12 protein-coding genes are annotated in these 15,049 nt (G+C 60.0%); 1 reads left to right on the top strand and 11 read right to left on the bottom strand.

All coding sequences use genetic code 11. The features are described 5' to 3' along the window. Positions 1-3: 3 nt before the first annotated feature. The 8 genes from J3P79_RS14835 to J3P79_RS14870 all read right to left on the bottom strand — a co-directional run bounded on the left by J3P79_RS14835 (position 4) and on the right by J3P79_RS14870 (position 10,020). Positions 4-912 carry a hypothetical protein gene (locus J3P79_RS14835; RefSeq protein ID WP_434603638.1) on the bottom strand — a complete coding sequence of 303 codons (909 nt, stop codon included), beginning with the start codon at positions 910-912 and terminating at the stop codon, positions 4-6. Beyond that, complete coding sequence (locus J3P79_RS14840; RefSeq protein WP_434603640.1) at positions 909-1,604, bottom strand: hypothetical protein; 696 nt, start codon at positions 1,602-1,604, stop codon at positions 909-911. Before J3P79_RS14840 ends, J3P79_RS14835 begins: the two co-directional genes overlap by 4 nt. A 128-nt stretch (positions 1,605-1,732) precedes the next feature. Further along, the gene (treS, locus tag J3P79_RS14845) at positions 1,733-3,799 is read right to left on the bottom strand and encodes a maltose alpha-D-glucosyltransferase (RefSeq protein WP_434603642.1); all 2,067 of its coding nucleotides are present in this window, start codon (positions 3,797-3,799) and stop codon (positions 1,733-1,735) included. Between the two features lie 160 nt (positions 3,800-3,959). Further along, on the bottom strand, positions 3,960-5,213 hold the full coding sequence (locus J3P79_RS14850; RefSeq protein WP_434603644.1) for an alpha/beta fold hydrolase: 1,254 nt from the start codon (positions 5,211-5,213) through the stop codon (positions 3,960-3,962). Further along, positions 5,210-6,193 carry an alpha/beta hydrolase fold domain-containing protein gene (locus J3P79_RS14855; protein WP_434603646.1) on the bottom strand — a complete coding sequence of 328 codons (984 nt, stop codon included), beginning with the start codon at positions 6,191-6,193 and terminating at the stop codon, positions 5,210-5,212. Before J3P79_RS14855 ends, J3P79_RS14850 begins: the two co-directional genes overlap by 4 nt. Beyond that, the gene (locus J3P79_RS14860; protein WP_434603648.1) at positions 6,190-7,218 is read right to left on the bottom strand and encodes a phosphoglycerate dehydrogenase; all 1,029 of its coding nucleotides are present in this window, start codon (positions 7,216-7,218) and stop codon (positions 6,190-6,192) included. Before J3P79_RS14860 ends, J3P79_RS14855 begins: the two co-directional genes overlap by 4 nt. Before the next feature lie 30 nt (positions 7,219-7,248). Beyond that, entirely contained in the window at positions 7,249-8,646 is a 1,398-nt protein-coding gene (locus J3P79_RS14865) for an OprD family outer membrane porin (RefSeq protein WP_434603650.1), read from the bottom strand. Between the two features lie 84 nt (positions 8,647-8,730). Then, on the bottom strand, positions 8,731-10,020 hold the full coding sequence (locus tag J3P79_RS14870; protein ID WP_434603652.1) for a CitMHS family transporter: 1,290 nt from the start codon (positions 10,018-10,020) through the stop codon (positions 8,731-8,733). A 258-nt stretch (positions 10,021-10,278) separates the two neighbouring features. Between J3P79_RS14870 and J3P79_RS14875 the strand changes: the two genes are divergently transcribed. Next, positions 10,279-11,484, top strand: a complete 1,206-nt coding sequence (locus J3P79_RS14875; RefSeq protein ID WP_434603654.1) for a citrate synthase — start codon at positions 10,279-10,281, stop codon at positions 11,482-11,484. A gap of 49 nt (positions 11,485-11,533) precedes the next feature. Here the strand turns inward: J3P79_RS14875 and J3P79_RS14880 are convergent, their stop codons facing one another. The 3 genes from J3P79_RS14880 to J3P79_RS14890 form a co-directional block, all read right to left on the bottom strand. Continuing rightward, positions 11,534-12,907 carry an MmgE/PrpD family protein gene (locus J3P79_RS14880; protein ID WP_434603656.1) on the bottom strand — a complete coding sequence of 458 codons (1,374 nt, stop codon included), beginning with the start codon at positions 12,905-12,907 and terminating at the stop codon, positions 11,534-11,536. Positions 12,908-12,983: 76 nt separating this feature from the next. Then, positions 12,984-13,292, bottom strand: a complete 309-nt coding sequence (locus J3P79_RS14885) for a DUF4387 domain-containing protein (RefSeq protein ID WP_434603658.1) — start codon at positions 13,290-13,292, stop codon at positions 12,984-12,986. Continuing rightward, complete coding sequence (locus tag J3P79_RS14890; protein ID WP_434603660.1) at positions 13,289-14,704, bottom strand: acyclic terpene utilization AtuA family protein; 1,416 nt, start codon at positions 14,702-14,704, stop codon at positions 13,289-13,291. The genes J3P79_RS14885 and J3P79_RS14890 overlap by 4 nt, the downstream gene beginning before the upstream one ends. Between the last annotated feature and the right edge of the window lie 345 nt (positions 14,705-15,049).

Raw genomic sequence — 15,049 nt, forward strand, 5'->3', positions numbered from 1 at the left:
TGCTCAGCGACCATAGACCTTGCGCAACTGCTCTTGGGTCAACGCATCTTCGAACGGCACCGGTACCGACTTCACCGCACCGTAGAGGTTGCGATAGCGCCAGTAATTTCCATGACTCACCAGTTGGTAGCCGCGCTCGACCACGCGTTGACCATCCAGCACATAGCGCAGGGTTTCCTGGGCCGCCTCCGGTGGCGCCGGCAGCATCAGGTCGGTCGCCAGCACTCGCATCGACTCGTCGATGCACTCGTCGAGTGCCGTCGTCACTTGCGCCAGGTCCAGCGAGCCGTCGTCGATACAGCGTTTGCCACAGCGCCTGATCGGCTGGCTGGAAACCTCGATGCGCATGCGATACAACGCGGAACCGGCGATGTCCTGGACCTGCACCTGATTGACCAGCACGAAGCTGCCACGGTCAGGCGTGAGCATCAGTTTGGGCTCGACCACCAGGCGGGCGCTGATATCGCCCGCGCCTTGCTTGAGGCCGGCCGCCAACGATGCCTGTTGGAAACGCTGCTGGAGACGCTCCTGCAATGGCACGCCGGCCAGCAGGTCCGCCAGCGGTTTTGATTCCTTGGCGGCGGTGTTCTGCGCATCGCGCTGCAAGCTGCCGCTGCCCATCTGGGTGTTGATCAGGCTGGCGACCAGCAGGCCGGCAAGCCCCGCGCTGTTGCCGGAACTGGCGACCAGGTTATGGCTTGACGACGCAGCCTTCTGCGCGGCCTCGGCATCCACGACCGTACTGGCCCCGACAAACGCCTGGGGCAGTTGCAGGTCCACCTTGACCCCGTGGGCCTGGACATAGGACACCGCGTCCGGCGTCTTGAAACCGGCCGGTGGGGCCGGCTTCTGCGCGCATCCCACCAGCATCAGCACAGCCAGCGAACCGGCCACCATCCACACAGGGTTCATTGTTCGAACGGCGTGATCATTTGCTGGCGGCTCGTGTCCATCGCCTGGTAAAAAGCGTTGGTCAGGTTCGTATAGTTCGGTTCATCCCACTCGCCCTGGGCGGCCTGCACGACGGAAAACGGCTTGAACCACAGGAGCCTGTTGTCGGCCAGATCGACCACCATGCCCTGCCCGCCCACCTGCGCCATGGGGACGCTGGTCGGCACGATGCTGTAATAGCTGCGGGTAGCGCCGGTTCCCATCACGTTCACCAGCAGGAGGCGATCGACACCGTAGGTGGCCTTGATCGGTGTCAGGTCACGCGTGGTGTAGCCTTCGCGAAAGCTGACTTCCTTATATTTTGTCAGATCAACCGGCTCGTCGATGCGCTTGGCCTTGTAGCCCTTGGCCTGCAGCTTGGCGACGATGGCGTCCGGTAGGGTATTGAGGTCGCGCACTTCCCATTTTTCGACGTTATCGCTGAGTTTGCTGTTCACGCCTTTATTGATGGCCAGGTCCAGGAGCCCCTGGTTGCCGGTCAGCGCCAGCACCGGCTCAGGCACCACGTTGATCGCCACGCCGATGGTTGGCTCCTTGGCGTCCCAGAACTGATGATCCAGGGGTACGGGAGGCTGAACGTGGGCGCAGCCGGTGAGCGTCAGGCAGGCAAGAACGGTAAGTGTTGCGAGGGTGCGAAGCGTATGCAAAGACATGTATCAAGTCCCTATGATTAAAATCGACGCTGCCTGTATCGGCAGCGACGGCATTAACAATAGTGGCATGCTGATATTGTTTTTTTCAATTCCTTTTATTTTTCATACGCTTTTTCGCCTCGTTCCTTCTAGATCATCGGCGAACTGCTCACCACCCGCAGCGCCAACCCCTCGAACGCATCCAGCGTGATGGTGAACTCACCCTCGGGGGTGAGATCCCCTTCGACCCGCTCATTGATGATGTCCACCACAGGCCCGGGTGCGATATCCGGCAGATGCAGGGTTTCAGTGATGGGCGTCGAGCCGAAATTCAGCGCGGTGATTTGCGTGCCTTTGCCGGCCGGCAGTTCATGGACCATGATCAGCAATCCCGGATGCTCGACGTCCGGAATCAGTATCTGCCGGCTCGCGGCGATGTCGTAGGCTCGGCGTGCCGCCAGGATCCTGCGCAGTTGTGAGGCGAACGAATCCGGATCCTTCAATTGACTCGGCAGGCTGCCATACAAGGTCCTTGCCCTGGGCATCTGCCCAGCCGACAGCGGCGCTTCCGGATTAAGGTCTACCAAGTCATAGGCACCGCGATGAATCCAGCGCGTGTCGCCGTCGCGCATAAGGTGTTCGACCTGCTCCGCCGGCAGCGGCAACGCTCCCACCAGATCCCAGCCCGACAAGGCGAACACGCCCGGCTGCATGGCGTTGAACATCACCAGCAACAGATGGACCTGGCGAATCTGCTGGATATCGGCGGCGGTGATGGCATCGAGATCGCGAATGCCCAACGCGGCGGTGATGATACTGGCCGTGGTGCAGGACACGCCGTTGGTCACAAACCTCAGGTTGTAAGGTGCGTGTTCACCGGAGAGGCGCTCGTACATCTGCTCGCGAATGTGCTCGCGCAAGATGCTGCCGGGAAAGGTCTGGCCTTGGTACAGGTAGGTGTCGTGGGCGTGCAGCGTCCAGAAATGCACCAGTTCCAGGGTCAATTCGTCGTGATTTTGCAATGCATGGATCAACGATCCCGGATCGATGCCAAAGGCATGCATTTGGCGCAGCATCAGCCGCAGGAATTCGGTGTCGCCCATCAGCAACGCATGCTGATAGGCCGGGCGCGTGATGAAGTCATAGGACAGGTCCGCCCCGCCGTGGGACATGGCGGCAATGTCGTCCAAGGTCAGGTTCAATTCCTGGAAACTGAAACCGCCGGCCTTGCGAATCGCTCCGCCCAACAACTGGTTACCGGTAATCGACAACGGGTGACTCTCGGACCAGGCGGTGCCATCGAGCTTGCGTTCCACGCCGAGGAAACCGTTGGCGTCCAGGCGCAGGATCTTCGCCCCCATGCAATCTATGGCGTGCAGCGCATCGCCGATGATCATCTGTTGCGCGGCAAAAGTAGGGTCAAGCCAGTTCAGTGACGGCTGGCCCTCCTTGAAGTAATGCAGGTAGACCCAACGCCGCGGCTTGCCGTCCACGCCCATGACCACGGGCGTTGCGCTCCAGTCGGTTTCCTTGACCCCGGGTTCGAAGAAAATCACCCGCTGCAACTGGCCGACGATGTAATGCTTGTCCCGCAGGGCGTCCACCTGCTGGGCGGTGAGGTTCTGTGCGTCGCGCCCCTCCCCGACATCCGGCAGTAGCGGCCAGTCTTCCTCGCGGATCTCTACCATGTGGTAGAGCCCCGGATAATCTTCATAGCCCATCTCCGCCAGGCGAAAGTCCGCGCCCTTGCCAGTGTGGGACGGGATGACATCGTCGATGACCACCGCATTGTGCGCGGCGGCCATGCGCGTCAATGCCTGTAGCTGGGCTTCGGTGCCGAGTTCCGGGTCGATGTCGAAGCTGATGCGGTCGAAGTTGCCGTCGATCGTCGGCGTAAAGTCAGTGCCGCGCAGGCCACCGGACCTTTTCAAAGGGCCGTTGTGGATGCCCTGGATGCCGATTTTCGACAGCGCATGCCACAGGGTTTCATCCCCCAGCGCTTCCAGCACCGTACCCTCCTCCCGGGTGACGATGGAGGCCGGGTAAGCAGTGAACCACACCGAGGACAGCGCCGAGGCGTCGCGAGGCCGGGTGTGTGCGAAGGGCTGCTGCCACAGGCGCCCTTGCCCAGAATAAAGCTTGGCCCGCTGCCTCGCAGCCTTGAGCATCGATTGTTCGACCAGCCAGTCGACATGATTTTTCTCAGCCATCGTCATGGAAACAATCACCCGTCATAAGGAAAAAATCAGACCGGCCCTTACCATTGAAGGTGCCGCTTATGACTCATATGAGGCCGTGGCCTGGCAATCGTTGCATCGGGACGGCTTCGCGATGAGGCCAGCCCGGACAAACCGCTACCTAGGGTCTGCCCAGTACTCAGTCATCGTTGAACAGCGCTCCCTCGTCTCGTTCACCGGGCGGACCGGGTCTTTGCAGGGTTGCGCAATTCGAGCCGAAGTCCTGTCCGTCAAGCCGAGCCCTTACGAAGGCGAAGGCATCTTCCAGCGAACCATGCAGTACCCCGTCGTGCCCCAGGCCCTCATACGTGCGCCAAGTGACTGCGTTGCCGACGGCGCACAACGCCGCTGCAACCGCGTACTGCCGCTCCGGGGTGATCGTCCGATCAGCCTGGCCGCTGGCGATGAACAGCGGGAAGGCGATGGATGCCTGCGGCATGTCGGTGGTCGGGATACGAAGGGCGTTCAGCGTCTCTGGGGGGACGGTCAGCAGCTCGGCAAACGAACTGATCTGCAATGCCTTGGACTTGAGCGCGATGTCACGGGTACAGCCCTGCCGGGCGGCCTCCAGCAACTGAAGGCCCTTGGCGGTCAGGATGTCTTCTACTCGCGGTCCGTCGTCGCGTAGTCCGCCGGACGCCAGCGCCAGGAACACGGTGTTGGACTGGCGCGGTGGCAGCGAAATGGGGCCTTGGGGAAAGGTGCTGTTCGGCGCCGTCAGCAGCGCGCCCAGGATAGGCAGCTCCGGCGCGTAGCTTGTGGCAAGGATGGCCGCGCCCAACGCCGCTCCGCCGCCCTGGGATTGACCGGCGAGGAACGTGCGATTGGCAATCAGCCCTGGCCGGATGGCGCGGGCTGCGCGAATCGAGTCGAGGACGGAGCGTCCCTCGGCTTGCCAGAACGTATAAGGATGCGGTCCCGGCCCGCCCAGGCCTTGGTAGTCGGTCACGACCACAGCAAAGCCATGCGCCAGCCAGCGATTGATATACGCTGCGTCACGCTCGCGCAGCCCCGTCCAGGAAGGCGCGCACGCGTCGGCGATCCCCAGCGTGCCGTGGGCCCAGGCCAGCAGCGGCCAGCCGTCGGCGGGGGGCTTGCCCATTGGCAGGTACAACGCGCCACTGACCGCAACGAGGCCGGAGTGCCAGCGTTCGTCGAGTGAGCTGTAGAGCAGGCGCAACGCCTGCGCGGCAGCAGGCATCTGTGCCTGCACTGGCATGCCCTCGCTTCTCAGCAGTACGCCGGGCAACGCGGGCATTGCCTCAGGCCCGCGATAGAAGGCCGACAGCTCGGTATCCCCTGCGGCAGGCCCGACCGGCAGCGTGCCGGCGGCCATGGCAACGGATGCTCCTAGGCAGGCACAGGCAAAGGCCACGATTCGGAAAAGCTTCATGGGAGGTTCGCCTCCCTGGAAAGCGCCGCACGCAAGGCGCTGCCCTGCTCGGCAATGACGCTGCGGGCGACGGGCGCCCTTTCATTGAAACGGACAAAACCGTGAGTCATGTTCGGCAAGACTCGCAGGGTCGTCGCCACCCCTGCGTCTCTCAGCCGCTGCGCCAGTTCGCGATTTTCATCCAACAACGGGTCCAGCTCGCCGACCACCAATCGTACCGGTGGCAGCCCTGCCAGATCCGCAATGATTGGCTGAACCCGCCAGTCGTCCTCGTCATTGGCCAGGTAGCTTGCCCAGTAGGCGCTCATGGTCTCGACCGACAGATTCTGTCCTCCGTACCCACCCAGCCGCTGCCACGAAACGGAGCTCATGTCCCGCGAGAAGCTGCCATAGAACAATAACAACTGCCGCAGCGCATCAATCCCCGAATCGCGCAATGCAACCGCAGCCCCCAAGGCCAGGTTGGCGCCTGCCGAATCGCCGCCCAAGGCGTAGCCGCGCACCGGGCAATCGGTGATCGCCCCCAGCTTGATGACACGGCTGACGATTGCCACCACCTCGTTGAACGCCACCGGAAAGCGATAGTCCGGCGACAACGCATAATCGATGGAGAGCACCGCCATGCCACTGTCACGAACCAGCTGTCGCAGCGGCGCATCCCAACCGGCCAGTGAGCCATGGCGAAATCCGCCGCCGTGGCAGTAGAACATCAGGCAAGGCGTCTCATCGCCCTCCGGCCAATAGAGCTTGCACGGCACCGTCCGACCGTCAACGGAAAACCCCAACGTGCGCTCGTAGCTCAGTGGGACGCTGCGTTGCGCCGCCCAGGCATTGATCCGTTCCAACTGCGCCCGGACGCTTTGCACATCGCCCTGGACAATCGGCAGCAGGCCTTGTTCGCCCAGCGATGTCGCCACGGCCAGCAAGTCGGGGTGAACCGGCGGGCGGGAGTCCGCCGGGAGGTTTTCGCGATGGCTCATGGCTTCTGATCCGCGCCGACAGGTCGACGCCCGTCCGCAATGACGCAATGGCTGGGCGGGCTGCGTTCCTCCAGCACCGCCACCGCACACTGGGCGGCAACCAGATTGGTGCGATTGAGACCCTCGACCGTGGAGGCCCCGACATGGGGCGTCACGACGACGTTCGGCAGTTGGATCAATTGTTCGGTCACCGCTGAAAGCGCAGGGTCCGACTCACTTTCAAAGACATCGAGCCCCGCCCCCGCCAACCGGTTTTCCCGCAGCGCACGGAGCAGATCCGCATCACGCACCAACCCGCCCCTCGCGGTGTTGATCAGCACCGCGGAAGGCTTCATCAGCTTCAGCGCGTGCGCGTCGATCAGCCCCTGGGTTTGGCTGTTGAGGGGCGCGTGAAGCGTGACGAAGTCACTTTCCTTGAGCAGCGTTTCCAGATCGACGAAGGCAGCCTGGGGAATACCATCGAGCAGCGCTTTTTGCCGATCTGGCGTGTAAACCAGCGGCTGGACTTCAAACCCGGACAAGCGCTGCATAACGCCCCGACCGATCCTCCCCAACCCGACGATACCCACCGTCTTGCGGTACAAATCGCCGCCCAGGGGGATGGACCAGTCACCTGCGGACAACCCCGATTGGCAGCGCTTGAGTTGGCGGCACACGGCGAGCATCAATGCCACGGTGTGGTCGGCGACGCTTGCGTCATTGCCGCCGATGGCGATGGTCGCGACCTTTCCTGCCGCTTCCACCGCCGCCGTATCAACCCGTTCGTAACCCACACCGCGACGGGCGATGACCTGCAAGCGCGGGAGCGAGCCCAACAGGCTGGACGTAATATTCGCGTGCCCGACGATCCAGCCGTCGGCGTCCTTCAAGATGTCGATCAGTTGCTGTTCACTCAGGTCGCCATCCGCTTGCCCTGGCGCCAGGTCCGCGACGATGACATCGCAGCCGTGACGCTTCAGGAACTCGGTCGCCATGGCGTCGAAGAATCGCTGGGTGACCACTATTTTATGGCGAGGTTTAAACATCACGGGCCTCTCGATAGAACGGTTGAATAGTCAAAATGCGTAGTCCAGGTACACCCGCGCTTCCGATCCGCTGACGACGTTATCGGCTTGAGCGGAGACCAGTGCGACGAAGTCCTGATCAATTCGGTAATCGATATAAATCAGTCCGACGGAAAGTCCGGCATATTCTTTTTCGTCAAAACGATAATAAAGACGGTATTCGTTTTGCCGCTCCGTCACGTCGGTACGCCGACCGCTGAACGGATCGGTCGCGTCAAACTCGCCTTGCTTATAAATAGTCATGACTTTGAAACCATCCAGCGAAGCCCCCAATAGAGAATGCCCGCTCAAGTCATATTCGGCGCCTATTTGCCAGGTGCGCTCACCGTCGTTATTGAAATCATTGCCGGAGCGTGTCCAGGCATCCATCCTGCCGTCGACATTGTCGCCGTGATCGAAGTAGGCATAGCCCAATTGTCCGTTACTCAACTTTGCATGCGTCTCGGAAAACGAAACACCCAGGCGAAGTTTATCGAGCAACAAACCCAGGTTGATATTCAACCAGGTCGCGTCATCATCGTAAGCCGCCTCACCCGCCTCCCAATCACGTTCCCAGATTCGCCCGGCTTTTTGGAACTCATAATATTGGGTGTCCAATACCACGCCGGCTTTATCGCCAAGTGGCGCTTTCAGTGTCAGCCCGTAGCGGGTGTTTTCATTGAAGTCCCGCGCCACCCCATGGGCGTAGCCCAGCTCGACGGCCTTCAAGTCGTAATTGATGCCGTAGGTATACAAGTCCTTGATTTCCTCGCCCGTCTGGCTCAGCAAGTGTTCGAATTCTTCCCTGTCCCGAGGCGAGGTGCGGTTGATATAGGCGGTTTCAAAGCCCAAGGTACCGGGGAGCGGACCGATCCCCATCTCGGTGAAGTTCAAGTGGGCGCGGCCGCCCTGGTAGGAGCCGGGAACGATCCGGGTGTCCAGCGTGACCAACGTGCCCGCATCGAAGCGGCCCCGGCCTACTTGGGTGTCGGCATTCCAGCCCGTGCCTTCATGACGCAGCTTGAAATAACTCTGTCCGACCTTGGCGAAACCGCCGTTGGTGCCGTCGGTGTCATCGAACAGGTCCCGGCCATTATCTTTTGAATCGATCATCGCCACGCCATATAGCGAAGCATCAAACCCTACAACCCCAGCCCAATAACTGGAGTTGTAATCGAGGATCGCACCGACGCCTGTTCCACCCAGTTCGGCACCGTCCGGAAAACCGCCAAAACGGTCCTCGATCAACTCGTTGGATATACGCGTATTGATATAGACCGAACGAAGATAAGCATTCAACTTTCCTTCATGCTGGAACCTGTCAGGATTACTGATGGTTGCCGAGTGGCAAACTTCAGACACGAACAATGTTGACAGCAACGTCATAGCGACGGCGCTAATCGATTTCATCGACCACCTCATCTATTATTTTTATTTTGACGTGAGCAGACGCGAACGGGCGTCCTTCGAACTTCGGCGCAGCGAACTAATTAATCAATAAATAACTCGAGTTATAACAGCCGTTACAATCAGGACAAGGCTGCTGCCTATCGCCCAGAGCAGGCAATAGCGTTGCATATCGCCCATGTCGCGCTTGATGATTCCGCTGATGAGATAGACCGCTGCGACCAATGGGCTTAATGCATGGACCGGTTGCCCCAGCACCGACGCGCGAGCGATGTGCATCGGGTCAACGCCGTATTCGGCCGCCGCCGCCCCCAGCACCGGCAAGATACCGAAGAAGAACGCGTCATTGGACAGCAGGAAATTAAGCGGCAAGGCGACCAGCGCGGTAATGATGCCGAAGTATTGCCCACCGCCGTCGGGAATCAACTGGACGATTGTCCCCGACATGGCATCGACCATCCCGGTGCCGGACAAGATCCCGGTAAACGCTCCTGAGGCGAATATAAGCGCGATCACCATCAGCACACTTTCCGAGTGCGCGGCGACTCTCGCCTTCTGCTCCGCCAGGCGCGGATAGTTGATCAGCAGCGCCAGGGAAAACCCCACCATCATCAGCATCGGCAAAGGTGCCAGTCCTGTGGCCATGGCGTACATGAGCCCGGCGGTCAACGCCAAGTTGACCCAGAACAGCTTCGGCCGATGGGTTTCGCAGTGCACGGTCGGTAAAGCGATATCCTCCGGTGCGGCATCCCGCGTACCGGGCGTCCATCCCAAGCGGCGCCGCTCCTTGCGGCCTATCCAGAACGCCACGGCAAACGCATAGACAAGCCCCACGAACATCGTCGGCACCAGCCCCAGGAACAGCTCTGCCACATCAAGGTGAAGGGCACTGGCGGCGCGGGCGATCGGCCCTCCCCAAGGAATCAGGTTGACCACGGTGTTCGTCAGCAAAAGCATCAATGCCAGAATCAGCGGATTGATCCCCAGACGCAGGTAAAGCGGCAGGAATGCAGTCGTTACGATCAGGACAGTCGTTGCGCCATCGCCGTCGAACGAGATGACAGTGGCCAACAATGCCGTACCCAGCACAACTTTAAGAGGATCATTGCCTACATGGCGCAGGATTGTTCTGACGGCGGGTTCGAAGAGCCCGGCGTCGAACATGATCGCGAAATACAGGATTGCAAACATCAACATCAACGCGGTGGGCGCAACTTGCTTGACGCCGTTCATCACCATCGCGCCCAGTTCCGGTCCCGCCCCACTGGCCAGCCCGAAGGCAACCGGAATGAGGATGAGTGCCGTCACAGCAGAAAGTCGTTTGCTTATGATCAAGGCCATAAACGTGACGACCATTGCGAAACCTAACCAAGCCATGCGTTTCACCTTTTCGTTTTTATTGTTATCGATGCATCGAGAATCAATGTGAATAACTCTTGCGCAGCCGAAATCTACATAGGGGGTGAAACGCTGTAAATCTTGATTTTTTTCGTCAACATCCTCGCTCGATCGGGCTAATCAGCCGTGGTTCATATCAAAACACCGAGCGAAATTTGTCCGTTAAATACACATTGACGACATGAGGGCATTTCCAATAAACATGTACGCCTTTCGATCAACTTGAATGGGCTCGTCATGTCAGAACAAGAAGGCCTTTACCTCTCGGCAGACGAGGCCGCCGCCCTGCTCCGGGTCAGCCTGCCGACGCTGTACGCCTACGTCAGCCGCAAGAATATCCGCTCCATCAAAATCGCCGGGACGCCCAAGCGTCGCTATTGGGCCGAGGATATCCAGCGACTGGTGAAGGTCCCGGCGGCAGAGAAACCCGTGGCGAAGCGCTCGCCGCCGTCGGACAGTGCAATTACGCTGATCACCGATGACGGCCTGTTTTATCGCGGTCATGACGTCATCAAGCTCGCTGATCGTGCAACCGTCGAAGAAGTGGCCGAACTGATCTGGCAGGTGCCGTCGGCGTTCGGCGACTCGCTGCCTCGCGCCCCGAAGGACAGCGCCAAGCTGTTGAAGATCTATGAGCACATGTCCGCCCAGGAAAAAGCCATCGCGCTTTTTCCTCTGGTCCAGCGAGAAAACCCCAAGGCATTCGACCTGTCCCCCGACAGTTACGCCCGCACAGGCGCCGACGTCGTGAGGTGGTTTGCCGCGTTGGTCGTGGGGGCGACCGAACCGAGCACACAGCCGTTGCATGAATTCATCACCCAGTCATGCGGGGCCCCGCCGGCCCATGCCGATCTGATTCGGCGCCTGCTGATTCTCAGTATCGACCATGAACTGGACCACACCACCCACAGCGTCCGCGTCGCTGCCACGACCGGCGCCACGCCGTACTACGCGGTCATCGCCGCGCTCGCCGCCGCGCGAGGTCACAAGGTCGCGTACGGCAGGAATGAAGCCGCCAGCCGGATGATCGAAGAGATCTGTACCGCTGTAGACCCCACGCGGCCGATCTTGCAGCGCTACAACCAGGACGGGCACATTGTCGGATTCGGCCCCAACGTCCATTCGATCAACGACCCGCGCGCCAGCAATCTCCTGGCCGCGTTGACGGCTGCCTTCGATGGCGACAGCGAATTCATCAAGCTGCAAAAGGCCTTTTCCGTGGCCTCGGAGCTCGTTGCGTACCCGCCGGAATTCATTCTCATGGTGAGCTTCATCGGCAGGAAACTGGGATTGCACGGGCAAGAAATTTCATTGGGGGGCGTAGGACGCTCGATCGGCTGGATCGCCCACGCCAGCGAGCAATACAACCAGCACCACGAGGGCCGGCCTCGCGCTCGCTACACCGGGACGTTGCCAACGGCGGCCGTTACCGGACGCCGCTGATGCCGCCTCGGGCGCTCTTTTGGGCTATGCCAATGGAGCGCCAGCAACGCTAGGAGACAGCCATCGCCGCAAACAACGACTCGAATCCGGTTTGATGCTCGAGCCCCGCCACGAACCCAAGCACTGCGGCCTGTGCCGATGCATCGATGTGGGGCATCGCCATGCGCCGGAACTTCTGTTCGAAGTCGCTATCGGTCATCGGCGTTTCGACCGATCCGGGTCCGGTGATCATCTCGCTCACGACCTGCTCGCCCGAGACGAGGGTCACGCGAACACGGTTGGCAAGGTGTCGTGGGAACAGCGCGGTCAGCGCCGGATCCTCGACGACACTGGTTTTCTCCATCAACGCGATCGCCGCGGGGTCGGCGATCTTCTCGGCAGCGTACGAGCCGACCGTGATGTCACCGTCCAGCAAGGCCCGGGCGACGTTGTACGGCAGGCTGTGATCAGCCGTTTCGCGGGTTCTGGGTAACCATTTCTCAGGGGTATCGGCGAGCACTCGACGGTTGAATTCGGACGTTTCGATTGAAATGGCAGCAATGTCCTGCACACCGTCAATTCGCGTGCGGATATCAAGCGCGGCCCAGACGGCTGTGTGCAGTTCGCCATTGGTGGGGAATGTCTTGGTCAGCGAACGTCGTATGGCGTAGTCGCCGTTGCCGGGCGTACCGAAGCGGCCAATATCCAGGTCGAATGGCCCGCTGACCTGCTTGAAGAAGCCCATATCGCCTTCGAAGATCGGCGACGGCCCGGTCATGCCATGGCGCGCCATCTGCGCTGCGAAAATCGCGTTGCGAGCTGCATTGGCGGCGGAACAGCCCTTCCAGTCCGACAACGACCCACTGCGCACTTGCCGCATCGCCAAGTGCCCGCTCAAGGCGATATTGATTGCTTGCTCGGTCTGCGCCTCGTCCAGCTTCATCAGGTTGGACGCCGCTGCGGCCATCGCGACGTTGATGTAGTTGACGTGGTCCCAGCCCCGCTTGTTCAGGCTCGCAGCATCCTGCAAGCGCATCTGGATCTCATAGGCCAGGACGATGGCCGAGATCAACTCGGCCCCGGTGGCGTTCTCGGCTTGCGCCACCGCCAGGCAGGCCGGGATGTTGTCACTCGGATGGCCGGGCTCCAAGGCCATGTAGCCATCGTTGTAGTCCAGGAAACGAACCATCAGCCCGTTGGCGAAGGCTGCGATTTCCGCCGTCGTCTTGAGGGTCGTGCCGAATACGCTGGATGATTGCGCCGTATTCGCGGCGGCATAACACAGGGCTGCCTTGACCGGGTCCGCCCCGTAGGCGCCCAGTATGCACGCCAGGCTGTCGATGAAACGCTGGCGGACCAGCTTGATGATGTCGTCGGGCAGGCGTTGGTTGCGCAATTGATGGGCGTATTGCGCAAGGCGCCTCGCAACGGTCGAGTCCGTCATAATTACCTCGGATTTAACAGGTGGGCCGGCCCTCGTCCGTGAGGCGCACAAGGCGAAGCGCGAGCAGCGCGCGGCGTCAGTCGACGATCACATCCAGCAGACGGACGTATTGCTGGCCGGCGTGCATGTCACGCTCGACCATTCCGCCCTGGGGCGTCGCACGGGGATAGGAGATCTTGACCATTTCCAGATCCGGCACCGCAATGCGCTTGACCCGTTGCGGATCGGTGCCGTAGAGCGTCGCGAATTGCGCTGGGGAAAGTGCCGCGCAATCGGAATAACGCTCGAAGTTCTCGCGTCCGTTGAAAAAGATATCGAACGTAATCCAGAACGGCCCCGCTTGTTTGGACCGGACATGCCGGCAGACATCACGCAACTGGGTCATTGTGCACGCTCCTTTACAAGCATTGTTTTGTCCGACAGATCAATCCACTTCAAACGGACCAACTCAAAGGGATCGTCAAGTTGCACGACGTGATTCAACTTGAACTCGAATATCTGCCCACGCGGTATATCCGCCGGCGTAAAGGCAAATCCATAGGAAGGCAACTCTTTGCCCATGACGCTGGGATAATGGAAAAAGTACGGGTTACATGCCTGGGCAATGGTATTGGCCATTTCCTGAGTGGCGGCAGTTGCGACAAACAACATGCCTATTTCCGGTGGCGGTAATGTTCCGGCGGCGGGCTTGACACCGGTCACGCCATTCCAACCATACATGCGCAGGGAAATATGAAACTCGCCCAATTCTTCGGATGGAATGGACTGGCGCGTTCTCTTATAAAGCGCGTCGAGCAACCGATCATGGAAACCATCGACATCCTTGAGCACATCAGGGTCCTGGATGCCCACCAACATGATCGTCTGATAGAGACCGGCTGCGGCGCCTTCCAACTTCATGGTGTACGGCATCGGCTCCCACTGCGAACCTTCTACCCGAACGGCGCGTCCGTTCAAATCGGTGTAGCGAGCCTGAGCCACATTCAAGATCCCACCCGGCTCCAACAACCGGAACGGGTCGCTGTTTTCGTACAGCATATGGGCCGAAACACTATGGGGCGTGCACTGGTTGTCCAGGCTCAACGGCTCGACTTCGAAGCCGTTCGCGTCAACACTCAGCAGGATGCCCGACCCGAGCGTCGGGTTGACGGCGCACTGCACGCCGCATTCACCGGTCTTGCCGGCATGCCAGGAAGGTCCCCATGGGGCGCCTTTCCAGATCGGATAACAGCCGATGACCGCAGTGTCGGTCGAGCGACCGGCCAAGATGATATCGGCGCCCCCGTCCAGCGCGGCGAGGAACGGCTCCACCCCCAGCGCAGCGACGATGTGCTCACATGCGTCCACTGTCGCGTCGTCCAACTCGCCGTGGGGCGGCAGCGGTTTGATACGACCCTCGGCGTTCAGCTTTTTAATGGTTTGCTTGTCTTGCTCGCAATAAATGAGCGCGATCTTCGGCGACACGCCCAACTCACCGGCAATTTCCAAGGCAATGTCTCGCGTCCAATCCAGATTGAGATCACCGCCCGCCTGCCCCGAAGTCCCGACAATAATCGGCACACCGGATTGCGCTTGTGCCTTCATTAGAATAGTCAGGTCGCGCTTGACCGCACCTCGATTATTCTTCGACTTGCCAAGTGCAAGATAAGCCGCGCCGCTGTCCGTTGAACCCGCGTCAGTGGCAATGACTTGCGCACCCGCTGCGAGCCCATAGGCAATTTCCTCTTCGCGCACACCCGCCCCCAATGAACCACAGGGGACGATTACTTTCACACATCCATCAAATACCTGCTTCATGACAGCCTCTTCTTGGCGACTCAGTGCGCCAATAATAGGGGCTGCAATTACGTTGACAAGTGGACAGATTTTGTCCATATAGCCCCGTAAATTGATGTTCTTCCGCAACAAGTAAGAGATCAAGCTGCAATAACTTACGGTCTTTATCTTTATAACTAATGAAGGGAAACCCATGTACAAACATCGATTCCAAAGCGCTCGCAGCATTGATTACAAACGTTGAAAAACGACCTCTTCATGGGCAAAAAAAGCACGCCATGGCGCCCTTCGTGACGTCAACAATCCGTCGCTAAAAACCCACCCTTAAAAACTTTTATATAACGCGCCATTTTCCCGACAGATGGC

It is taken from the genome of Pseudomonas sp. R1-7 (genome assembly GCF_051132105.1).
Lineage (GTDB): Bacteria > Pseudomonadota > Gammaproteobacteria > Pseudomonadales > Pseudomonadaceae > Aquipseudomonas.